This window comes from Streptomyces sp. NBC_00376 (assembly GCF_036077095.1).
Taxonomy (GTDB): domain Bacteria; phylum Actinomycetota; class Actinomycetes; order Streptomycetales; family Streptomycetaceae; genus Streptomyces.
In genome coordinates this window covers 7,119,240-7,141,440 of record NZ_CP107960.1, presented here as the reverse complement: position 1 = coordinate 7,141,440, position 22,201 = coordinate 7,119,240, and the positions used below count along the sequence as shown (strand labels likewise).

The window sequence follows — 22,201 nt, the reverse complement described above, 5'->3', positions numbered from 1 at the left end:
CGCATCGCGCGGAACGTTACCGTATCGCGATCAGACAACCACTTCGACGGCTTCGCCCGGGGCCCGGCCCGACGCCCGTTCGGACTCCAGAGCGTTCTGAAGGATCACCACAGCGGCAGCTTGGTCGATGACGGATCGGCCTTTCTTGGACTTCACGCCCGAAGCGCGCAGCCCCTGACTGGCCGTAACTGTGGTCATCCTCTCGTCCACGAGTCGCACCGGAATGGGTGCGACCGCGCGGGCGACCTCCTGGGCGAAAACCCGGATCTTGGCGGCGGCGGGTCCCTCACCGCCGCCGAGGGACCGCGGCAGGCCGATGATGATCTCGATCGGCTCGTACTCCTCGACGATCTGCCCGAGCCGCCGGTGGGCCGCCGGGACATCGCGTCCCGGAACGGTCTCCACCGGCGTGGCGAGGATCCCGTCGGGGTCGCACGAGGCGACCCCGATCCGGGCGTCCCCGACATCGATCGCGAGACGACGACCGCGGCGCATCTGCGTCATTCCCGTCGTCACGCCGTCTCGGTGACGAGGCGTTCGACGGCGGACACCGCGGCGCCGATGGCCTCGGGGTCCTGGCCGCCGCCCTGGGCGACGTCCGGCTTGCCGCCACCGCCGCCGCCGAGGGTCTTGGCCGCGGTACGGACCAGGTCACCGGCCTTGAGACCGCGCTCGCGGGCGGCCTCGTTGGTGGCGATGACGGTCAGCGGGCGGCCGTTGGCCGTGGTGAACAGGGCCACGACGGCCGGGCGGCCGCCCTGGATGCGGCCACGGACGTCGAGGACGAGCTTGCGCAGGTCGTCGGCGGAGGTGCCGTCGGGGACCTGACCGGTGACCAGGGCGACGCCGCGTACGTCCTTGGCGGACTCGGCCAGTCCGGCAGCGGCCTGGAGGACCTTCTCCGCGCGGAACTTCTCGATCTCCTTCTCGGCGTCCTTCAGCTTGCCGAGCATTCCGGCGATCTTCTCCGGGAGCTCCTCGGGACGCCCCTTGACCAGCTCCTGGAGCTGGGCGACGACCGTGTGCTCCTTGGCGAGGAAGTTGTACGCGTCGACGCCGACGAGGGCCTCGATGCGACGCACGCCGGAGCCGATGGACGACTCGCCGAGCAGCTTCACCAGGCCCAGCTGGGCGGTGTTGTGGACGTGCGTACCGCCGCAGAGCTCCTTGGAGAAGTCGCCGATGGTGACGACCCGGACCCGCTCCCCGTACTTCTCGCCGAACTCGGCGATGGCGCCCTGCTTCTTGGCCTCGTCGATCGACATGACCTCGGCCTGGACGTCGAGTTCGCGCGAGAGCACGTCGTTGATCTTCTGCTCGACGTCGGTCATGACCGAGCCGGGAACGGCGTTCGGCGAGCCGAAGTCGAAGCGGAAGCGGCCGGGCTGGTTCTCGGAACCGGCCTGGGCGGCCGTCGGGCCGAGAGCGTCGCGCAGGGCCTGGTGCGTGAGGTGCGTGGCGGAGTGGGCGCGGGCGATGGCACGGCGGCGCTTGACGTCGATGGAGGCGAAGACCGGAGCACCGACGGTGACCTCGCCGACCTGGACGACACCCTTGTGGACGTGGACGCCGGGGACCGGCTTCTGGACGTCGCGGACCTCGATGACGGCGCCGGTGTCGAGCCTGATCCGGCCCTGGTCGGCGATCTGGCCGCCGCCCTCGGCGTAGAACGGGGTGCGGTCGAGGACGACCTCGACCTCGTCGCCCTCGGAGGCGGCCGGGGAGGACACGCCGTCGACGAGGAGGCCGACGATGGTCGACTCGCCCTCGGTGGCGGTGTAGCCGGTGAAGTCGGTGGCGCCGGAGCTGTCGGCGACCTCGCGGTAGGCGGACAGGTCGGCGTGACCGGTCTTCTTGGCGCGGGCGTCCGCCTTGGCGCGGTCCCGCTGCTCCTTCATCAGGCGGCGGAAGCCCTCCTCGTCCACCGAGAGGCCCTGCTCGGCGGCCATCTCCAGGGTGAGGTCGATCGGGAAGCCCCAGGTGTCGTGGAGCAGGAACGCCTTGTCGCCGGCGAGGACCTTGCCGCCGGCGGCCTTGGTCTCGGTGACGGCGGTGTCGAGGATGTTGGTGCCGCCCTTGAGGGCCTTGAGGAAGGCGGCCTCCTCGGCGAGGGCGACGGTCTCGATGCGCTTGCGGTCGGTGATCAGCTCCGGGTACTGCTGCCCCATCGTCTCGATCACGACGTCGACCAGGTCCTTGACGACCGGTCCCTGGGCACCCATCAGGCGCATGTTGCGGACGGCGCGGCGCATGATGCGGCGCAGCACGTAGCCGCGGCCCTCGTTGCCCGGCGTCACGCCGTCACCGATGAGCATCACGGAGGTACGGATGTGGTCGGCGACCACGCGCATCGAGACGTCGGAGTCGTGCTTGTCGCCGTAGCGGACACCGGTCAGCTCGGTGGCCTTGTCCATGACGACGCGCAGGGTGTCGGTCTCGTACATGTTCTGTACGCCCTGAAGGATCATGGCGAGGCGCTCCAGCCCCAGACCCGTGTCGATGTTCTTCGACGGCAGGTCGCCGAGGATCGGGAAGTCCTCCTTGCCGTCACCGGCGCCGCGCTCGAACTGCATGAAGACCAGGTTCCAGATCTCCACGTACCGCTCGTCGTTGACGGCCGGGCCGCCCTCGACGCCGAACTCGGGGCCGCGGTCGTAGTTGATCTCGGAGCAGGGACCGCAGGGGCCGGGGACGCCCATGGACCAGAAGTTGTCCTTCTTGCCCAGGCGCTGGATGCGCTCGGCGGGAACGCCGATCTTCTCGCGCCAGATCTGCTCGGCCTCGTCGTCGTCGAGGTAGACCGTGATCCACAGCCGCTCGGGGTCGAGGCCGTAGCCACCGTCCGCCACGGAGCTGGTGAGCAGCTCCCAGGCGTAGCTGATGGCCCCTTCCTTGAAGTAGTCGCCGAAGGAGAAGTTGCCGCACATCTGGAAGAACGTGCCGTGCCGGGTGGTCTTGCCGACCTCTTCGATGTCCGGCGTACGCACGCACTTCTGCACGCTGGTGGCGCGCGGGGCCGGCGGCTTCGTCTCGCCGAGGAAGTACGGCTTGAAGGGAACCATGCCCGCGTTGACGAGCAGCAGAGTCGGGTCGTCCGCGATGAGCGACGCCGAAGGGACGACGGTGTGACCGCGCTCCTCGAAGAAGCTCAGCCAGCGGCGACGAATTTCAGCCGACTCCATCAGTGGTCCTCATTCCGGTTGTACGACGTGTAGGGGAGCTTGCGGTATTCGGTGGCCCCGAGGGACCTTTCGGGTCCGAGGGGCTCGGACGCCTCGACGACGTAGTGCCGCCGCACCGGGAGGTCCGGGTCGACCGGCGCCTCCAGGCCCAGCGCCTCGCCCAGTTCGGCCTCGCGCCGCGCCATGGACTCACGGACGTCCAGGGCGAAGTCCTTGAGCTTGTGCCCCGTCTCGATCGCCCGGTCCGCGGCCTGCGCCGCGAGGCTCTCGGGGGTCAGCTGCTTGAGCTTCCGGTTGACCTTGGCGGTGGCCCAGACACCGGCGGCGGCGCCTGCGGTGAACCAGAACGTACGGCGGAACATGGCTGCGTCAGTCCTTCGGTCCGCGGGGGTTTCTGCCGCTGCGCTTCCTGCCGCGTGCGGACGGCACGGTGCGGCCGACGACCACCGCGCGGCGGGCGGGTTCCGGTTCGGGGTCGGCCTTCCGGCCGATCGCCCGCCGCACCCCGTAGCCGAACGCGGCGACCTTGACGAGCGGGCCGCCGAAGGTCGAGGCGACGGTGGTGGAGAGCGCGGAGGCGTTCGAGGTGACTTCCTGGACGTCCGTGGCGATCGCGTCGACCTTGTCGAGCTGGGTCTGCGCGGAACGCACGGTCGCGGAGGCGTCGGCGAGCAGCGGGACCGCCTGTTCGGTCACGTCCGCCACGAGCTTGGTGGTCGCCCTGAGCGTCTGGGCGAGCCTCACCAGCACGACGGCGAGGAACGAAACCAGGATCGCCCAGAAGACGGCCACCAGGATCCCGGCCACCTCTCCACCGGACACAGTGCACCGCTCTCTAGCTTGTCGCTGTCTCTGTCTGTCTCTCCGGCGACGGCCGTCGCAGCGGCCGGTCGTCGTCCCCCGAGCCTATCGCGCCGGTGGTCGCACCCCGTACCGCATTACCCGCGGAAAGGGCGGGCGTTGCCATAAGGAGATTGTACGGAGAGCTTTCAGGCCAGTACTCTGCGTGTCTCATGCGACGCTCTCAGCGCTCCGTTCCGTCCCCCCACATTCCGAGTGCCCCCACAGCACCCGGAAATCTCCCGGCGGAACTGAACAGATTCGTGGGACGGGAGAACGAACTCGTCCGTCTCGCCCAGCTCCTGGACGAGTCCAGGCTCGTGACCATGGTCGGCGTGGGCGGCGTGGGCAAGACCCGCTGCGCCGCCCGGATCGCCGCACTCCTGGAGAAACGGTACTGCGACGGTGTCCGGATGGCCGAGCTCTCCGCCGTCCACGACCCCGAACTGCTGGAACACGCCCTGGTCGACGCCCTGGGCCTCACCGACCACACCAGCAGACCGCCCCGAACGACCCTCGTCGAGCACCTGGCCGACCGCCGGCTCCTCCTGGTGATCGACGGCTTCGAGCACCTGGTCGACGCCTGCGCCGAACTCGTTCGGGTACTGCTGCGCCGGGCCCCGCACCTGCGGGTGCTGGCCGCCGGACGGCTGCCGCTGGAGCTGGACGGGGAGCTCCTCTACCCGCTCCAGCCGATGACGGACGAGGACGCGATGCTGCTCTTCGCCGAGCGTGCCGCCGCCGTGCGGCCGGACTTCCGGCTGACCGACGAGAACCGCTCGGCCACCCGGGAGCTGTGCCGCCGCCTGGACGGCATCCCGCTCGCGCTGGAACTGGCCGCCGGACGGCTGCGCGCCCTGTCCACCGTGCAGGTCCTGCAACGCCTCGACGACCGCTTCCGGCTGCTGACCGGTTCGAGCCGCAGCGCGCCGGCGCGCCACCAGACGCTCCGTACGGCCATCGGCTGGAGCCATGAACTCTGCGCTCCGGAGCAGCGGTTGCTCTGGGCACGGCTCTCGGTCTTCGCCGGACAGTTCGACCTGGAAGCGGTCGAATACATCTGCAGCGGCGCCGATCTGCCGGCCGAGTCGGTGCTCGACGTGCTCTCCGGACTGCTGGCGCAGTCCGTCGTCGTGCGCGAGGACTCGGCGCACGGCACCCGTTACCGGATGCTGGACACGGTGCGGGAGTACGGCGCCGAGTGGCTGGCGGCCACCGACGACACGGACCGGCTGCGGCGCCGTCACCGGGACTGGTTCCTGGGGCTGGCGACCTGGTGCGAGCTCGACTGGTTCAGCCCGCGCCAGGGCGAGGTGGCCGCGCGGGCCGAGAGCGAACTGCCGAACCTGCGGCGGGCGATGGAGTATTCGCTGGAGAGTCCGGGCGAGGCCCATATCGCGCAGTATCTGGCGGGCACCCTGTGGTTCCTCTGGGTGGGCTGCGGGCGGCTCTCGGAGGGCCGCCACTGGCTGGACCACGTACTGGAGGAGGACACCCCGCACGACTCCTCTCGGCTGAAGGCGCTGTGGGTGCTCGGGTACGTGGCCGTACTGCAGGGCGATCCGGTCGGCGCGGTCTCCGCGCTGCAGGAGTGCCGGGACGAGGCGGAGCGGGCCGGTGACGCCACGGCGCTCGCGTACGCGATGCACCGGAAGGGATGTCTGGCGCTCCTCACCGACGACATGGCCAGGGCCCAGGAGCTGTTGGACGAGGCGCTGCGCCGTTACCGGGAGCTCGGCGAGCTGAACAGCAATGTGCTGATGGCCCAGATCGAGCTCGCGATGGCGGTCGGCTTCCAGGGTGATCTGGACGGTGCGGCCGCCATCTGTGAAGAGGTCAGGGAGATCTGCGAGGACCACGGGGAGCGGTGGGCCCTGTCGTACGCGCTGTACGTGCTGGCCTTTGCGGCGTTGCAGCGCGGTTGTCCGGAGCGGGCCCGGGAGCTGCTCGGCCAGTCGCTGGCGATCAGCCACACCTTCCACGATCTGCTCGGCTCGGTGCTCGTCCTGGAGCTGCTGGCGCTGATCACGGCCGTCGAGGGCGACGCGGCGGAGGCTGCGGTGCTCCAGGGCGCCGCCGACCGGATCTGGCCGTCGGTGGGACTGCCGCTGTTCGGATCGGTGCACTACGGGCAGCCCCGGGTGCGCTGCGAGGAGCTGGCCCGCCGGGCGCTGGGCGACAGCCGGTACGAGGCGGGGCTGCGCGAGGGCGGGCAGCTGGATCCGGACGCGGCGGTGGCCAGGGCCCTGGCGAGCGACCCGGCGGGCCCCAGGGAGACTCCTGGGCGGCCGCCCGGAACGCTGCCGGGTCCCCGGGAGAACGCGGAGGCCCGCCGCCTCCCGTACATCCGGGAGGGGCGGGCCTGAGCGCTGGTGAGAGCGACTACGCCTGGATCAGCGGGCGTAGTACTCGACGACGAGCTGCTCGTCGCAGATCACGGGGATTTCCTTGCGGTTCGGGTCCCGGTCAAGGCGGAAGGCCAGGGCCTTCAGGTTCACCTGCAGGTAGCGCGGGGTCTCGCCGTCGGGGGCGTAGCCACCCTCGCGGGCCACCTGGAAGGGGTGCTTGTCGCGGCTGCGCTCGCGGACCATCACGATGTCGTCGGGACGGACACGGAACGACGGCTTGTCGACCTTGCCACCGTTGACCTCGATGTGACCGTGCACGACCATCTGACGGGCCTGGTAGATGGTGCGGGCGATGCCCGAACGCAGAACCAGCGCGTCGAGACGGCGCTCGAGCTCGACGACCAGCGCCTCGCCCGTCTTGCCCTCGGCCTTCTTGGCGCGGTCGTACGCGCGCGCCATCTGGCGCTCGCTGATGTCGTACTGCGCACGCAGACGCTGCTTCTCCAGCAGACGGACCTTGTAGTCCGAGTTCTGCTTGCGGCCACGGCCGTGCTCGCCCGGCGGGTAGGGGCGGGCCTCGAAGTACTTGACGGCCTTCGGCGTCAGCGCGATGCCGAGCGCGCGGCTCTTCTTGACCTTGGGACGCGACTGGTTAGGCACGTTCTCCAGACCTCCGTTGTAGGTTAGGTTAGGCTCACCTTACTTAAGGAGATCGCATGTCTCGCCCGGGGAACACCAGTCACATCACGGACAGCACTGACAGCGTCGACACCCCTCGGGGTGCCGATACGACGGAGGACCGATCAGATCGTGGTCAGCCGCGTCCCGGCGGGCTTGAAAACACTCGGATGCCGTCAGCAGCCGAGCGCACACGAACTCTCGTACAGAGTACCTGCTCGTCGGTGCTGCTCATCCCCGGGGTGGACGCAGCGGCCTGGGATCAGCTGATGCCGCTCACCCGAAGCGTCGGCCCCGACGGGGATCTGTTCCTGGAACTCCCCGCCGATTCCCCGGTGGTACGGACCGCGACACACGCCGAGGACGACGAGCTGTCGGCTGTGCTGGAGCTCACGGACGTAGCACCGGTATCCGTCCCGCACCGCATCCGCGGCCGCGCGTGGGTCTCGGGTTGGCTCACCACCGTACCCGGCCTGTCGGGTCCCGGCCGGATGACGCTCAGGCTGGAGACGGGCGAGGCGTACGTCGACGATCTGTGGGGCGCCGAGGAGGTCGAGCCGGAGGCGTTCCGGGACGCGGCACCCGATCCGCTGATCGAGTACGAGGCGGAGCTGCTGCAGCATCTGCACGCGGCGCACGGCGAGCAGCTGGCGACGCTGTGCGGGCTGCTGGGCGACCGGACGGAGGGCCGCTGCCCGGCCCACCTGCCTTCCGTCGTGCCGCTCGCGCTGGACCGGCACGGGCTGCGGCTGAGGCTGTGCGAGGACCGGGGGCGGAGCTACGACGCCCGCTTCGAGTTTCCCGCTCCGGTGCGGGACGTCGACGAACTGCGCGAGGCCATGTACACGCTCTTCGAGGCCGCGGCGCACTGAACGGGTGGCGCGACCCCGCACTCCCTCAGCCCGCGGACGGGCCGGTGCCGTCGCCGGCCGTGCGGCCGAGCCGCTCGCGGACCCGCTCCACCACATCCGCGTAGCGCGCCTCCGCGCCGTAGCGCGTGGGCTGGTAGTAGTGCTTGTCGCGCACCGCGTCCGGTGCGTACTGCTGGGCGGCGATGCCGCCGGGGACGTCGTGCGGATACACATAGCCCTGGGCGTGGCCCAGCTTGGCGGCGCCCTTGTAGTGGCCGTCACGCAGATGGGCAGGAACGGGGCCCGCGAGTCCCTTCCGTACGTCCTCCTGGGCGGCGAAGATCGCCAGGGTCGCCGCGTTGGACTTGGGGGCGAGGGCCAGGGCGATCGTGGCATGGCTCAGGGTCAGCGCCGCCTCCGGGAAACCGATCATGGCGACCGCCTGGGCGGCCGCGACGGCGGTGGGCAGCGCCGTGGGGTCGGCGAGGCCGATGTCCTCGCTGGCCGAGATCATCAGCCGCCGGGCGATGAACCGGGGGTCCTCCCCCGCCTCGATCATCCGGGCCAGGTAGTGCAGCGCCGCATCCACGTCGGAACCGCGGATCGACTTGATGAGCGCGCTCGCCACGTCGTAGTGCTGGTCGCCGTCCCGGTCGTACTTGACGGCCGCGCGGTCGACGGTCTCCTCCAGGGTCAGGAGGCTGATCTCCTTCTCCTGCTTGGCCAGCGCGGCACCGGCCGCGGCCTCCAACGCGGTCAGCGCCCGGCGGGCGTCGCCGCCCGCGATCCGCAGCAGATGCGCCTCGGCCTCCTCCGGCAGCGTCACCGCGCCGCCGAGCCCCCGCTCGTCGGTGAGCGCGCGCCCGAGCAGGCCGCGCAGATCGTCGTCGGTGAGCGATTCCAGGGTGAGCAGCAGCGAACGGGACAGCAGCGGCGAGATGATCGAGAAGTACGGATTCTCGGTGGTCGCCGCGATCAGCGTCACCCAGCGGTTCTCCACGGCCGGCAGCAGGGAGTCCTGCTGCGCCTTGGAGAAGCGGTGGATCTCGTCGAGGAAGAGGACGGTCTCCTTGCCGTAGCCACCGGTGGCGCGGCGGGCGCCCTCGATGACCGCGCGCACCTCCTTGACGCCCGCGGTGATCGCGGAGAGCTCGACGAAGCGCTTGTTGGTGGCCTTGCTGACCACGTACGCCAGCGTCGTCTTCCCGATGCCGGGCGGGCCCCAGAGGATCACCGACGAGGGGCCCGCCGGCCCGCCGTTGCCCTCGCCGACCAGGCGGCGCAGTGGCGAGCCCGGCTTGAGCAGATGCTGCTGGCCGACAACCTCGTCGAGGGTGCGCGGGCGCATCCGGACAGCCAGTGGGCTGCTGGACGGGTCCTTCTCCTGGCGGTCTTCGGCTGCTGCGGTAAAGAGGTCGGGCTCCACGTTTTGAAGCCTATGCCACGGCACCGACATCCCCGCCGGGCCGGTCGCCCGGGAGGGACGGGCCGGTCAGGTGGTCCAGAAGTCCCACCAGCGGGTCAGGACCAGCATGCCGATGATGCCGACCCACAGGACCGGCGGCACCCAGTGGAACTCCGTCAGACCGTTGCGCAGCCAGCGCGGCGCGGGAATGATCCGGTGCTTGATGTTGTGCGTGGTGACGTAGCAGAACATGAAGATCGTGGCGACCCAGGCCAGGCAGCACCAGAGGCAGAGCGAGTTGATGTTGTAGAGCGACTGGTACTGGAGCCAGGTGCAGAAGCCGACGCCGAACAGCGTGCCGGCGTTCATCCCGAGCCAGTACCAGCTGCGGAAGCGGGCGCCGGCGAGCAGTGCCAGCCCGATTCCGATGATCACGGGGTAGGTGGCCATGCCGAGCATCGGGTTCGGGAAGCCGAAGGCGGCCGCCTGCTCGCTCTTCATGATGTTGCCGCACGCGACGACCGGGTTGAGGCTGCAGCCCGGTGTGAAGTTGGGGTCCTCCAGCAACTTGAACTTGTCGATGGTGATGACCCAGGCGGCGAAGAGCCCGGCGGCGCCCGTGATCACCAGCAGCAGTGCGAGCGCCCGACTGCCGCCGATGGTCCTCTTCCCGCCGTCCTCGTCCTGTTCGGAGGAGGGATGGTCAACCGCTGCAGTCGTCATATCGCCGTTCCATCAGTGAGTGGCCTGCTGGGCACGGTCATTGTGCCGCACCACGGCGCAGCTCTTCTGTTCGATGGACATAAAGGTGTACCCAAAGGTCTGCGCACGACCGGCGCGGAACCCACGGGCCGCGAGAGGCTCCGCGCCATGACCGAACTCGCGGTGGAAGTACGCGCACCGGGGAAACACCACGACGAACCGGCCTCCGTGTACGGCCCGGACCTGGGGATCCGGCGGGGCGAGGTGTCCGGGACCCTCGGACCGAACGGGCCGGGAAAAGCACGGGCGTGGCGAACCCGCAGGGTCGTCGCGGCCGTGCCGAGGGGTCCGTCACGGTGGCCCGGCGTCGATCCGGCCCCTGCCGGCCGCCGTTGGCGCTCCTGGTTCGGCCGCGCCTGTCAGGATGAATCCGCACCTGCCGAGTTGACGGCACGGGAGACAATCGAGCACTCCGCCCGCTGCCGGAGAGGGCCGGGGCCGGACATGACTTCGGGGTGGCCGACGGGAAGATCCCGTCGGCCACCCCGAAGACGCCTCAGGCCAGGCGCTGGCGGACCGCCTCGGTCACGCCGGAGAGCGGCACGGCCGTCTGCTCGCCGGACTCCATGTCCTTGAGCTGGACGACGCCCTCGGCCAGGTCGCGCTCGCCCGCGACGATCGTGAGGCGGGCCCCCGACCGGTTCGCGCTCTTCATCGCGCCCTTGAGGCCGCGGTTCCCGTACGCGAAGTCCGCCGCCACGCCCTCGCGGCGCAGCTGCGTGACGACGCCGAAGAGCACCCGGCGGGCCTCCTCGCCGAGCGGCACCGCGAAGACGCTGGTGGCGGCGGGCAGTTCGAGCTCGATGCCCTCCGCCTCCAGTGCGAGCACCGTACGGTCCACGCCGAGCGCCCAGCCGACCGACGGGAGCGCCGGTCCGCCGATCATCTCGGACAGGCCGTCGTAGCGGCCGCCGCCGCCCACCGCGGACTGCGAGCCGAGCCCGTCGTGGACGAACTCGAAGGTGGTGCGGGTGTAGTAGTCGAGGCCGCGGACGAGCTTCTCGTCGTCCTCGTACACCACGCCCGCCGCCGAGAGCAGGTCGCGCACCTCCTCGTGGTACGCCTTGCAGGCGTCGCAGAGGTAGTCGCGCAGCACCGGGGCACCGGTCAGCTGCTTCTGCACCTCGGGCCGCTTGTCGTCGAGGACCCGGAGCGGGTTGATCTCGATGCGGCGGCGGGTCTCCTCGTCCAGGTCGAGCTCGCGCAGGAAGCCCTGGAGCGCGTCCCGGTAGACGGGGCGGCACTCCTTGTCGCCCAGCGAGTTGAGCAGGATGCGGAAGTTCCGCAGGCCCAGCGCGCGGTACGCCTGGTCGGCCAGGATGATCAGCTCGGCGTCCAGCGCCGGGTCCTCGGCGCCGATCGCCTCGGCACCGACCTGCGAGAAGTGGCGGTAGCGCCCCTTCTGCGGGCGCTCGTAGCGGTAGTACGAGCCGGAGTACCAGAGCTTCACGGGCAGGTTGCCGAGCTTGTGGAGGTTGGCCTCCAGTGCGGCGCGGAGCACCGAAGCGGTGCCCTCGGGGCGCAGGGCCAGCTGGGAGCCGCCCTTGGTGGTGAGGGTGTACATCTCCTTGGTCACGATGTCGGTGGACTCACCGACACCGCGCGAGAAGAGCGCGACGTCCTCGAAGCCGGGGGTCTCGATGTAGCCGTAGCCGGAGTTCTTCAGGGGTGCGGCGATGGCCTCGCGCACCGCGAGGTACTTGGCGGAGTCCGGCGGGGTCAGGTCGTACGTGCCCTTGGGGGCCTTGAAAGTGCTCACGGGATTTCTCTCGTCACATTCCTCGTCGGGGCGCGTCCATGCCGTTCAGGAACGGATTCGAGGCGCGCTCACGGCCGATGGTCGTCTGGGGTCCGTGGCCGGACAGCACCACGGTCGAGTCGTCGAGCGGCAGGCACACACGGGCCAGCGACTCGAGCAGCTCGGCGTGGTCGCCGCCGGGCAGGTCGGTGCGTCCGACGGAGCCGGCGAAGAGCAGGTCGCCCGAGAAGAGGATCTGCGGAACATCCGCGGCCTCGGGCATCCTGAACGTCACCGACCCCTTGGTATGGCCGGGCGCATGCGCGACACCGAACTCCAGACCGGCCAGCTTCAGCAGAGCACCGTCGCTCAGCTCCTTGACGTCGTCCGGCTCCCCGATCGTCAGCTCGCCCATGAGCGGCATCCCGATGGAGCGGCCGAGGGCCTTCTCCGGGTCACTCATCATGTAGCGGTCCTCGGGGTGGATCCAGGCGGGGACGTCGTGCGCGCCGCACACGGGGACGACCGAGGCGACATGGTCGATGTGGCCGTGGGTCAGTACGACGGCGACGGGCTTCAGCCGATGCTTCTCCAGTGCTTCCTCGACTCCGGCCGCGGCCTGGTGGCCCGGGTCGATGATCACGCACTCCTCGCCTGCGGCCGGGGCGACCAGATAACAGTTGGTCCCCCAGGCCCCTGCGGGGAACCCGGCAATGAGCACGATCGTCCTTAATGGTCGTCCGACGGCGGATTGCGACTGAGAAGGTCGCGGCAGTTCAGAGCCTACCGGCGCTCCTCATTCCACAGCTAACCCATATACGGTACGGGGCAGCCAAGGCCCATCACACGACCTACAAGGAGATCACCCGGTGGTCAGCAGCGATCAGCGGCGGCGGCAGCTCGCCAGGGAGAAGTTCGAGCGGCAGCAGCAGCGCCGGGAGGAGGCCCGCCGCAGGACGAGGCGGCTGACGGCCGTCATCGCGTCCGCGGTGGCCGTGGTGGCGGTCATCGGTGTGGGCTCCTACCTCGCCCTCGACGACGACGGCAAGAAGGACAAGGCGGACGCCGCCGCGAGCGCGGACCCGTCGGCCGACGCGTCGCCGGCGCCCAGCGAGAGCAAGGCGCCCGAGCCGGCGATGAAGATCGACAAGAAGGCCGAGTACGCGATGTCGCTCAAGACGAGCCAGGGCGACATCAAGTTCACGATGGACGCGGCGAAGACCCCGCACACCACGAACTCCTTCAAGTCGCTGGCCGACAAGGGCTTCTTCGACGGCACCAAGTGCCACCGGCTGACCACGCAGAACATCTTCGTCCTGCAGTGCGGCGACCCCAAGGGCGACGGCACCGGCGGCCCCGGCTACACGATCCCGGACGAGAACCTGACGGGGCTGGGCAAGGCGGGCGCCGACGGCACGGTGACCTACCCGGCGGGTGTGGTGGCGATGGCCAACGCCGGCCCTCAGACCGGCGGCAGCCAGTTCTTCCTGGTGTACAAGGACAGCAAGCTGCCACCCAACTACACCCCGTTCGGCACGATGGACGACGCCTCGCTGAAGGTCGTCAAGGAGATCGGTGCGGCGGGCGCGGAGGGCGGCGTCCCCGACGGTGCGCCGAAGAAGGCCGTGAAGATCACGAAGGCCGCTGTCGACAAGTCGTGACCGGCCCGGGGCGGCCGGCCCGGCCCTGAGAGGTCCTGGCGCGGGACGGATTTTTTTCGGCCGCGCTGAGTGCGGACAGCCGGGCGGCCGGTCGCCTAGATTGGCGTTGTGCAGGGCGGGCGCTGCCCGCCCCAGGAAACTGTGGACGATGCCAGGGGGGCGAACCCCCTCGCGGGCATCAGGTGGAGGAGGCGCTGTGAGCAGCGACCCGTGGGGCCGTGTCGATGAGACCGGCACCGTGTACGTGCGGACAGCCGACGGCGAGCAGGTCGTCGGATCGTGGCAGGCGGGTTCCCCCGAGGAGGCTCTGGCCTACTTCGAGCGCAAGTACGAGGGCATTGTGGTCGAGATCGGCCTCCTCGAACGGCGGGTGAAGACCACCGACCTGTCGGCGAAGGACGCGACGACCGCCATCGAGCATCTGCGTCTGCAGGTGGACGAGCATCACGCCGTCGGTGACCTCGACGCGCTGCGCAAGCGGCTCGACGCGCTCGTCGCGACGGTCGACTCGCGGCGCGAGGAGCGCAAGGCCCAGAAGGCGAAGCAGACCGACGAGGCGAAGCAGGCCAAGGAGGCCCTGGTCGCCGAGGCCGAGGAGCTGGCGCAGAGCGAGCAGTGGCGTTCCGCGGGCGAGCGGCTGCGTGCGCTCGTCGACACGTGGAAGGGCCTGCCGCGGCTCGACCGCAAGTCCGACGACGAGCTGTGGCACCGGTTCTCGCATGCCCGCTCGGCGTTCTCCAAGCGCCGCAAGGCCCACTTCGCATCGCTGGACGCCCAGCGCGAGGAGGCCCGCAAGGCCAAGGAGAAGCTGGTCGTCGAGGCGGAGTCGCTCTCCGGTTCCACCGACTGGGCGGCCACGGCCGCCCGCTACCGCGATCTGATGACGGAGTGGAAGGCGGCGGGCCGCGCCCAGCGCGAGGCCGAGGACGAGCTGTGGAACCGCTTCCGCGGTGCTCAGGACGTCTTCTTCGCCGCCCGCAGCGAGGTCTTCGCCGAGCGGGACGCGGAACAGGGCGAGAACCTCAAGCTGAAGGAGGAGCTCGCGGTCGAGGCCGAGCGGCTGGTGCCGGTGAAGGACCTGAAGGCGGCCAGGGCCGCGTTCCGGGCCATCAACGAGCGCTGGGAGGCCATCGGCCACGTACCGCGTGACGCCCGCCCGAAGGTCGAGGGGCGGATGCACGCGGTGGAGCGGGCGCTCCAGGAGGCCGAGGAGTCGGAGTGGCGGCGGACGAACCCGGAGGCGCGTGCGCGCGCCGCGGGTCTGACCGGTCAGCTGCAGGCGGCCGTGGACAAGCTGCGTTCGCAGATCGACACGGCCCGCGCCTCGGGCAACAACGCCCGTGCCGACAAGCTCGCCAAGGAGCTGGAGGGCCGGCAGGCGCTGCTGGACCAGGCGCTCAAGGGCCTGGAGGAGTTCGGCGGCTGACGCCTCCTGGCACGCCCGAGGGGCTTCTCCGCGCTCGCGCGGGGAAGCCCCTCGGGCGTGCCAGGGCGTACGCGGCGCTCGCCGGCCCCGCCGTGGTGCGACCGGCTGTGGGCGGTCGGCAGCGAGGAGTCGTGTCAACTGCCGGGAACGGGCAGTGACATGAGGCCGGGACGGAAGAGATGATCTACGTACCGGCGCGCTTCGTGTGGCTGCCGGATCCGCCGAGATCACTACGTCCTTGAGGCAGGTCCACCGATGAGACTGACCCGTGCCGCCCTGACCGTCGCGGCCACCGCTCTGGCCCCGGCACTTCTGCTGACCGGCCCGGCCTTCGCCGCCGGGGAGGCCTCCCCGGCCACCGCCGAGGCCGCGGCACCGGCGGCCGACGGCTCCGGCACCCCGGTGGACGAGATGTCCGACGACGAACTCCGGATCGCGATCCTGCGCATCCTGGCGGACGAGGACAGCGGCAAGGGGGTCGTCCGGGAGGCCAACGAAGCCCTGGACATCGGCACCACGGAAGCCATGCGGTACTTCCTGGAGACCGGCTATGCCCTGGCCCAGGCCGAGGACGACCGCGTCGCCATCGTCCGCATCCTCGCCGACCCCGACTCGGGCAAGCGCGTCACCAAGGAGATCAACCAGCTCCTCGACAGCGGCACCCCGCAGGAGATACGGCAGTGGCTGGAGACCGGCTACCGCCTCGCCCAGGCCGAGGACGACGCGTCGCCATCGTCCGCATCCTCGCCGACCCCGACTCGGGCAAGCGCGTCACCAAGGAGATCAACCAGCTCCTCGACAGCGGCACCCCGCAGGAGATACGGCAGTGGTTGGAGACCGGCTACCGCCTCGCCCAGGCCGAGGACGACCGCGTCGCCATCGTCCGCATCCTGGCCCGCCCGGACATCAGCGAGGCGATGCGCGCGGCGGTCGGCAAGGCGATCGACGGCACGCCTGAGGAGATGCGGTACTTCCTGGAGTACGGGCAGTACGAGGTCGACGCGTAGCCGGGCACCGTCCGCCGGCGGCGCAGGGCCGGAGCCCGGCCGCCGGCGAGTGCCGGGCCCCGTTCTACGGCCTGCGGGCCGAGGTCACCCGGTAGACGTCGTAGACGCCCTCCACGCCACGTACCGCCTTCAGTACGTGGCCGAGGTGCTTCGGGTCGCCCATCTCGAAGGTGAAGCGCGAGGTGGCCACCCGGTCCCGGGAGGTCTGCACGGCCGCCGACAGGATGTTGACGTGCTGGTCGGACAGGACGCGGGTGACGTCCGAGAGCAGCCGGGACCGGTCGAGGGCCTCGACCTGGATGGCGACCAGGAAGACCGAGGACTGGGTCGGCGCCCACTCGACCTCCAGGATCCGTTCCGGCTGCTGCGACAGCGAGTCGACGTTGACGCAGTCGGCGCGGTGCACGGAGACGCCGCTGCCCCGGGTGACGAAGCCGATGATCGGGTCGCCGGGAACGGGCGTGCAGCAGCGGGCCAGCTTGACCCAGACGTCCTCGACGCCCTTGACGACCACGCCTGGATCGGCGTTGGAGCGGCGCTTGCTGCGGCTGCGCGAGGGCGGCGAGCTCTCGGCGATGTCCTCGTTGGCCTCGTCCTCGCCGCCGAGCGCCTGGACCAGCTTCTGCACGACACCGGCTGCCGCGACATGTCCCTCGCCGATCGCCGCGTACAGCGACGAGATGTCCGGGTAGCGCATCTCGTGGGCGAGGGTGACCAGGGAGTCGCCGGTCAGGATGCGCTGGATCGGCAGGTTCTGCTTGCGCATGGCACGCGCGATGGCGTCCTTGCCCTGCTCGATCGCCTCGTCGCGGCGCTCCTTGGAGAACCAGGCCCGGATCTTGTTGCGGGCGCGGGGCGACTTGACGAAGCCCAGCCAGTCCCGGGAGGGTCCGGCGCCGGCCGCCTTGGAGGTGAAGACCTCCACCAGGTCGCCGTTGTCGAGCGTCGATTCGAGCGGTACGAGCCGCCCGTTGACCCGTGCTCCTATAGTCCGGTGGCCGACCTCCGTGTGCACCGCGTACGCGAAGTCGACCGGGGTCGCACCCGCGGGCAGCGCTATGACGTCGCCCTTGGGCGTGAAGACGAAGACCTCGTTGCGGGAGAGGTCGAAGCGCAGCGACTCCAGGAACTCGCTGGGGTCCTCGGTCTCCTTCTGCCAGTCCAGGAGCTGGCGCAGCCACGCCATGTCGTTGACGGTGTCCTGGCTCCGGCCGCCGCCGGTGTTCTTGGGGACGTCGGTACGGACCTTGGAGGCGCCCGCGACGGCCTCCTGCTTGTACTTCCAGTGCGCGGCGATGCCGTACTCGGCGCGGCGGTGCATGTCGAAGGTGCGGATCTGGAGTTCGACGGGCTTGCCGCTGGGACCGATCACCGTGGTGTGCAGCGACTGGTACATGTTGAACTTGGGCATCGCGATGTAGTCCTTGAACCGGCCGGGGACCGGATTCCATCGCGCGTGGACGGTGCCGAGCGCCGCGTAGCAGTCGCGGACTGTGTCGACAAGTACCCGAATTCCCACCAGGTCGTAGATCTCGGCGAAGTCCCTGCCCCGCACGATCATCTTCTGGTAGACGCTGTAGTAGTGCTTCGGCCGCCCCGTGACGGTGGCCTTGATCCGGGCGGCTCGCAGGTCGGCCTGGACCTCGTCGGTCACTATGGCGAGGTATTCGTCGCGCTTGGGGGCCCGCTCGGCGACGAGACGGACGATCTCGTCGTACATCTTCGGGTAGAGGATCGCGAAGGCGAGGTCCTCCAGCTCCCACTTGATGGTGTTCATGCCCAGGCGGTGCGCCAGCGGGGCGTAGATCTCAAGCGTCTCGCGGGCCTTCTTCTCCTGCTTCTCCCGCTTGAGGTAGCGCATGGTGCGCATATTGTGCAGCCGGTCGGCGAGCTTGATGACCAGGACCCGGGGGTCCTTGGCCATGGCGACGACCATCTTGCGTACGGTCTCGGCCTGGGCGGCCTCGCCGAACTTGACCTTGTCCAGCTTGGTGACGCCGTCGACGAGCAGGGCGACCTGGTCGCCGAAGTCGCGGCGCAGGGTGTCCAGGCCGTACTCGGTGTCCTCGACCGTGTCGTGCAGCAGCCCGGCCATCAGCGTCGCCGGGTCCATGCCAAGCTCGGCGAGGATCGTCGTGACGGCGAGCGGATGCGTGATGTACGGATCGCCGCTCTTGCGCTTCTGGCCGCGGTGCCAACGCTCGGCGACCTGGTAGGCACGCTCGATCTGGCGCAGCGTGGCCGTCTCGATCTTGGTGTCGTTGCTGCGGACGATGCGCAGCAACGGTTCGAGAACCGGGTTGTACGGGCTGGAGCGCTGCACGCCGAGACGGGCCAGCCTGGCCCGCACCCGGTTGGACGAGCCACCGGAGCGAGTGGCGGGGGCGCTCGGCGGGAGGGGCCTGCCCGCGGGCTTCGCGGGGGGCTTCGGGGCGGACGCGGCCGGGGAGACGGGTGCTGCCGGCTGTGCGGGGGAAGCGGGCGCGGCCCCGGGTGCCGGGGTGCTCGCCCGGTCCGGGCCAGGACCGGGCTCGGGGGCCGGGGGCTTCGGCTTGTCCGCGGGCTGCTTCTTCCCGGGCGTGGCTGAGGCCGCCGCGGGCTTGTCGGGCTGCGGGGCGGCGACTGGCTGGGCCTCGTCTGGCAAGAGCGCTCCTCGTGCGGATCCGGGTACCCGGAGAGGCCATCGTATCCACCCTGTGGCCGGTCCTCCCCCGGGGACCGTGGAGACTCCTGACAACGCGGGACGGGCACCCGGTTGTTCCCGGGTGCCCGTCCTGCTCGCACGATGCGTCGCCGTTTACGGTCGGTGCTGCTCAGACCGTGATCAGAACCTCCAGCGGCGCGCCCCGCAGGCCCTGCTCCAGCCGGGCCCGTCCGGGGAGGAAGCCGAGCTCCATGAGGACCGCGACGCCCGCGACCTCGGCACCGGCCCGCCGGATCAGCTCCAGCGAGGCCTCGGCGGTGCCACCCGTGGCGAGGACGTCGTCGATGACCATGATCCGGTCGTCGGCGGAAAGGTCCTCCGCGTGGATCTCGATCTCGGCGGTGCCGTACTCCAGCTCGTACGCCTGGCTGAGCGTGGCTCCGGGCAGCTTCCCCGCCTTGCGGACGGGCACGAAGCCCAGCCCGGCCCGGACCGCGACCGGGGCGGCCAGGATGAAACCGCGCGCCTCCAGGCCGACGACCTTCGTGGCGCCGTGCCGTACGCACAGCTCCGCGAGGGTGTCGGTGAGGGCCGCGAACGCCTTCGGGTCCGCGAGCAGCGGGGTGATGTCCTTGAACAGCACGCCCGGCTTCGGGTAGTCCTGGACGTCACGGATCCGGCTGAGCAGGAGCTCGCGGGTGCCCTCGGTGGTGCTGGTCATCGACGATTCCCCGGGGTCCGGCCGTGGCCCCTGGGGGGCTGCTGGCGCTGGCCGACGACCGCGGCGGCGGGTGCGGCGTCCTGCGGGTGGTCGCCGTCCGACTGCTCGTCCTCGGCGGACTCGCCCTTGGCGGCGGCCGCCGCGCGCTTGGCGAGGATCCGCTTCTTCAGGGCCTTCATCTGCGGATCGCGTTCCTTGAGGTCGGCGACGAGCGGCGTGGCGATGAAGATCGAGGAGTAGGCACCGGCGGCGAGGCCGACGAAGAGCGCCAGGGAGATGTCGTTCAGCATGCCGGCGCCGAGGACGCCGCCACCGATGAAGAGCAGACCGGCGACCGGCAGCAGGGCCACCACGGTGGTGTTGATGGAACGGACCAGCGTGCCGTTGATGGAGCGGTTGGCGATCTCGCTGTACGTCCACCGGGTCTGCTTGGTGATCCCGTGGGTGCCCTCCTTGAGGCTGTCGAAGACGACGACCGTGTCGTAGAGGGAGTAACCGAGGATGGTCAGCAGACCGATCACGGTGCCCGGGGTGACCTCGAAGCCGACCAGGGCGTAGACACCGACCGTGATGGTGATGTCGTGGATCAGCGCGACCAGGGCCGCGATGGCCATGCGCCATTCGAAGGCGATGGCCAGGTAGATCACGACGAGGACCATGAAGATGCCGAGGCCGGTCCAGGCCTTGTTGGCGATCTGCTCACCCCAGCTGGGGCCGACCAGGTCGGCGGCGATCTTCTCGGCCGGGACGTCGAGGTCCTCGGAGAGCTTGTTCTTGATCTCGTCGGACTTCGCGGTGTCGACCTCGGTGATCTGGATGCGCAGACCGCCGTTGCCGAGCTTCTGGACGATCGCCTGGTGGCCGGAGGCCTCCGTGGCCAGGTCCTCGGCCTTGGCGACGGTGACGCTGGTCTTCGGCGTGGTGAAGACCGCGCCGCCCTTGAACTCGATGCCCATGTTCAGGCCGCTGACCGCCAGGCCGACGATGGCCGTGATGGTGATCAGGATCGAGATCCCGTACCAGATCTTGCGCTTGCCGATGAAGTCGTAGCCGACCTCGCCTCGGTAGAGACGGGCGCCGAGAGTGCCGAGTCGCGACATCTCACGCCTCCTTCGGTTCAGTGGGGGCGTTGACACGGCGCGAGCGGCGCAGCGGCGGCTTGGCGCCGAGCCGCTTCGGGTCCAGGCCGGACCACGGGTGACCGCTGGCGAAGAACTTCGTACGGGCCATCAGCGTCATGACGGGCTTGGTGAAGAGGAAGACCACGACCACGTCGAGCAGGGTGGTGAGACCCAGCGTGAACGCGAAGCCCTGGACCTTGCCGACGGTGACGACGAAGAGCACCGCGGCGGCGAGGAACGACACGAAGTCGGAGACCAGGATGGTGCGCCGGGCGCGCGGCCAGGCCCGCTCGACGGCCGGACGGAGCGTGCGGCCCTCGCGGATCTCGTCGCGGACCCGTTCGAAGTACACGATGAAGGAGTCCGCGGTGATACCGATGGCCACGATGGCGCCGCAGACCGCCGGGAGGTTCAGCGCGAAGCCGATGGCCGGGCCGAGCAGCGACATGAGCGTGTAGGTCAGGATGCCGGAGACCAGGAGGCTCAGGAGCGCGATGAACGCCAGGCCCCGGTAGTAGGCCACCAGGTAGATGACCACCAGGGCCAGACCGATGGCACCGGCGATCAGACCGGCCTGGAGCTGCTCACCGCCGAGTGCGGCAGTGACCGTGGTGACGCTCTGCTCCTTGAACGAGAGCGGGAGCGCACCGTAGGAGAGCACGTTGGCCAGGTCCTCGGCGGACTGCTGGGTGAAGCTGCCGGAGATCTCGGCGCTGCCGCTCAGTGTCGTGCGCACGGAGGGCGCGGAGACGACCTCGCCGTCCAGGGCGATGGCGAACTGGTTCTGCGGGGGCTGCTGCGCGGAGAGCTTCTTGGTGATCGTCTGGAACTGCTTGGAGCCCTTCTTGGTGAACTCCATGTTGACGACCCACATGCCGCGCTGCTGGTCGAAGCCGGCCTTGGCGTTGTCGACCTCGGTGCCGGACACCTCGGACGGGCCGAGGACGTACTTCGCGTCACCCTCGGAGCTGCATGCGACGACCATGTCGGTGGGCTTGGCACCCCGTGCGGCCTCGGCGCGGGACGCCTTGCTGGAGCAGTCGAGCTCTGCGAACTGCTTCTGCAGCTTGGCGGCGGCGGCCTCTTCGGCGGCGGATGCCGACGGCGTGGCGTCGGCCTTCGGCGTGGTGCTCGCCTTGGGGCTGGGCGTGGTGTCGGTCTTGAGGGCGCCGGTGACCGCGCGGCCCTGGGTGGTGGCGCTCGCGTTGGGCGTCGACGAGGCCTTCCCGTTGTCCGCGGTGGTGGCGCTCGCGTTCGGCGTCGCGGACGACTTGCCCTTGTCGGCGGTGGGGGCGCTGGGGCTGCCGGACGGGGCGGGCTTGCCGGACGACGAGGCGCTGGGCGCCGGGGTGGGCGTGCCCTGGGCGACGGTCAGCACCGGCCGGAAGTAGAGCTTGGCCGTGGTACCGACCTGCTCCCGGGCCTGGGCGGAGTTCGTGCCCTTGGGGATGTTGACGATGATGTTGCTCTTGCCCTGCGTCTGGACCTCGGCCTCGGAGACGCCAAGACCATTGACGCGGCGTTCCATGATCTGGACCGCGGTGTCCATGTTGGTCTTGTTGATCGCCGATTCCTGGCCCGGCTCGCTCTTCGCCTCAAGCGTGATCGAGGTGCCGCCCGCCAGGTCAATGCCCAGGCGTGGGGTCGGCTGATCGGCCAGGAACATCCCGCCGGTGAGCGCGACCATGACGATCAGGATAAAGGCCAGGGAACGCCCTGGCCTGCCCTGACCGCCGGCCGCCCCTCGGCTCTTCTTCGGTGCTGCCACCTTCTCGTTTCTCCCTGTCCAACCGCCCCGCGCCGGGTACGCGCCCGAG

General features: G+C 70.1%; 17 protein-coding genes and 2 pseudogenes. 6 read left to right on the top strand and 13 right to left on the bottom strand.

Features of this window, described 5'->3' with window-relative positions; translation table 11 throughout:
* Positions 1-30: 30 nt before the first annotated feature.
* The 4 genes from ruvX to OG842_RS32255 are packed head-to-tail and all read right to left on the bottom strand — an operon-like array spanning position 31 to position 3,989.
* Positions 31-516, bottom strand: a complete 486-nt coding sequence (ruvX, locus tag OG842_RS32270) for a Holliday junction resolvase RuvX (RefSeq protein ID WP_266735879.1) — start codon at positions 514-516, stop codon at positions 31-33.
* Positions 513-3,182, bottom strand: a complete 2,670-nt coding sequence (alaS, locus tag OG842_RS32265) for an alanine--tRNA ligase (protein WP_266735881.1) — start codon at positions 3,180-3,182, stop codon at positions 513-515. The genes ruvX and alaS overlap by 4 nt, the downstream gene beginning before the upstream one ends.
* A complete protein-coding gene (locus OG842_RS32260; RefSeq protein ID WP_266735883.1) occupies positions 3,182-3,544 on the bottom strand; it encodes a DUF6167 family protein in 363 nt (120 codons plus the stop codon). Before OG842_RS32260 ends, alaS begins: the two co-directional genes overlap by 1 nt.
* Positions 3,545-3,551: 7 nt before the next feature.
* A complete protein-coding gene (locus OG842_RS32255) occupies positions 3,552-3,989 on the bottom strand; it encodes a DUF948 domain-containing protein (RefSeq protein WP_266735885.1) in 438 nt (145 codons plus the stop codon).
* A 206-nt stretch (positions 3,990-4,195) separates the two neighbouring features.
* Between OG842_RS32255 and OG842_RS32250 the strand changes: the two are divergent.
* Positions 4,196-6,398, top strand: a pseudogene (locus tag OG842_RS32250) (ATP-binding protein).
* 17 nt (positions 6,399-6,415) lie between these two features.
* On the opposite strand, the gene rpsD reads toward OG842_RS32250, so the two are convergent.
* Positions 6,416-7,030 (bottom strand): 30S ribosomal protein S4, encoded by a 615-nt coding sequence (gene rpsD / locus OG842_RS32245; RefSeq protein WP_072484525.1) that lies wholly within the window; start codon positions 7,028-7,030, stop codon positions 6,416-6,418.
* 188 nt (positions 7,031-7,218) lie between these two features.
* On the opposite strand from rpsD, the gene OG842_RS32240 reads away from it, so the two are divergent.
* Positions 7,219-7,920 (top strand): DUF2470 domain-containing protein, encoded by a 702-nt coding sequence (locus tag OG842_RS32240; protein WP_266735887.1) that lies wholly within the window; start codon positions 7,219-7,221, stop codon positions 7,918-7,920.
* Between the two features lie 25 nt (positions 7,921-7,945).
* Here OG842_RS32240 and OG842_RS32235 read toward each other — a convergent pair whose 3' ends face one another.
* The 4 genes from OG842_RS32235 to OG842_RS32220 form a co-directional block, all read right to left on the bottom strand.
* Entirely contained in the window at positions 7,946-9,325 is a 1,380-nt protein-coding gene (locus OG842_RS32235; RefSeq protein WP_266735889.1) for a replication-associated recombination protein A, read from the bottom strand.
* Positions 9,326-9,391: 66 nt separating this feature from the next.
* Positions 9,392-10,027: a vitamin K epoxide reductase family protein gene (locus tag OG842_RS32230; RefSeq protein ID WP_266735891.1), complete on the bottom strand. Its 636-nt coding sequence runs from the start codon at positions 10,025-10,027 to the stop codon at positions 9,392-9,394.
* A 535-nt stretch (positions 10,028-10,562) separates the two neighbouring features.
* On the bottom strand, positions 10,563-11,825 hold the full coding sequence (gene hisS / locus OG842_RS32225) for a histidine--tRNA ligase (RefSeq protein WP_266735893.1): 1,263 nt from the start codon (positions 11,823-11,825) through the stop codon (positions 10,563-10,565).
* Between the two features lie 13 nt (positions 11,826-11,838).
* The gene (locus OG842_RS32220; protein ID WP_266735894.1) at positions 11,839-12,525 is read right to left on the bottom strand and encodes an MBL fold metallo-hydrolase; all 687 of its coding nucleotides are present in this window, start codon (positions 12,523-12,525) and stop codon (positions 11,839-11,841) included.
* Positions 12,526-12,673: 148 nt separating this feature from the next.
* On the opposite strand from OG842_RS32220, the gene OG842_RS32215 reads away from it, so the two are divergent.
* From OG842_RS32215 to OG842_RS32200, 4 genes and pseudogenes are all read left to right on the top strand, one after another.
* Entirely contained in the window at positions 12,674-13,465 is a 792-nt protein-coding gene (locus OG842_RS32215) for a peptidylprolyl isomerase (protein WP_266735895.1), read from the top strand.
* A gap of 196 nt (positions 13,466-13,661) precedes the next feature.
* Complete coding sequence (locus tag OG842_RS32210) at positions 13,662-14,891, top strand: DUF349 domain-containing protein (protein ID WP_266735896.1); 1,230 nt, start codon at positions 13,662-13,664, stop codon at positions 14,889-14,891.
* A gap of 255 nt (positions 14,892-15,146) precedes the next feature.
* A pseudogene (locus OG842_RS32205) lies at positions 15,147-15,536 on the top strand (ALF repeat-containing protein); the annotation flags it as partial.
* Positions 15,537-15,571: 35 nt separating this feature from the next.
* Positions 15,572-15,898, top strand: coding sequence for an ALF repeat-containing protein (locus OG842_RS32200; protein WP_443064017.1), 327 nt, complete (start codon positions 15,572-15,574; stop codon positions 15,896-15,898).
* A 64-nt stretch (positions 15,899-15,962) separates the two neighbouring features.
* Here the strand turns inward: OG842_RS32200 and OG842_RS32195 are convergent, their stop codons facing one another.
* The 4 genes from OG842_RS32195 to secD all read right to left on the bottom strand — a co-directional run bounded on the left by OG842_RS32195 (position 15,963) and on the right by secD (position 22,152).
* Positions 15,963-18,542 (bottom strand): RelA/SpoT family protein, encoded by a 2,580-nt coding sequence (locus OG842_RS32195; protein WP_266735898.1) that lies wholly within the window; start codon positions 18,540-18,542, stop codon positions 15,963-15,965.
* Positions 18,543-18,711: 169 nt separating this feature from the next.
* Positions 18,712-19,263 carry an adenine phosphoribosyltransferase gene (locus OG842_RS32190; RefSeq protein WP_266735900.1) on the bottom strand — a complete coding sequence of 184 codons (552 nt, stop codon included), beginning with the start codon at positions 19,261-19,263 and terminating at the stop codon, positions 18,712-18,714.
* Positions 19,260-20,363, bottom strand: a complete 1,104-nt coding sequence (gene secF / locus OG842_RS32185; protein WP_266735902.1) for a protein translocase subunit SecF — start codon at positions 20,361-20,363, stop codon at positions 19,260-19,262. Before secF ends, OG842_RS32190 begins: the two co-directional genes overlap by 4 nt.
* Position 20,364: 1 nt before the next feature.
* Positions 20,365-22,152: a protein translocase subunit SecD gene (secD, locus tag OG842_RS32180; protein WP_266735903.1), complete on the bottom strand. Its 1,788-nt coding sequence runs from the start codon at positions 22,150-22,152 to the stop codon at positions 20,365-20,367.
* Between the last annotated feature and the right edge of the window lie 49 nt (positions 22,153-22,201).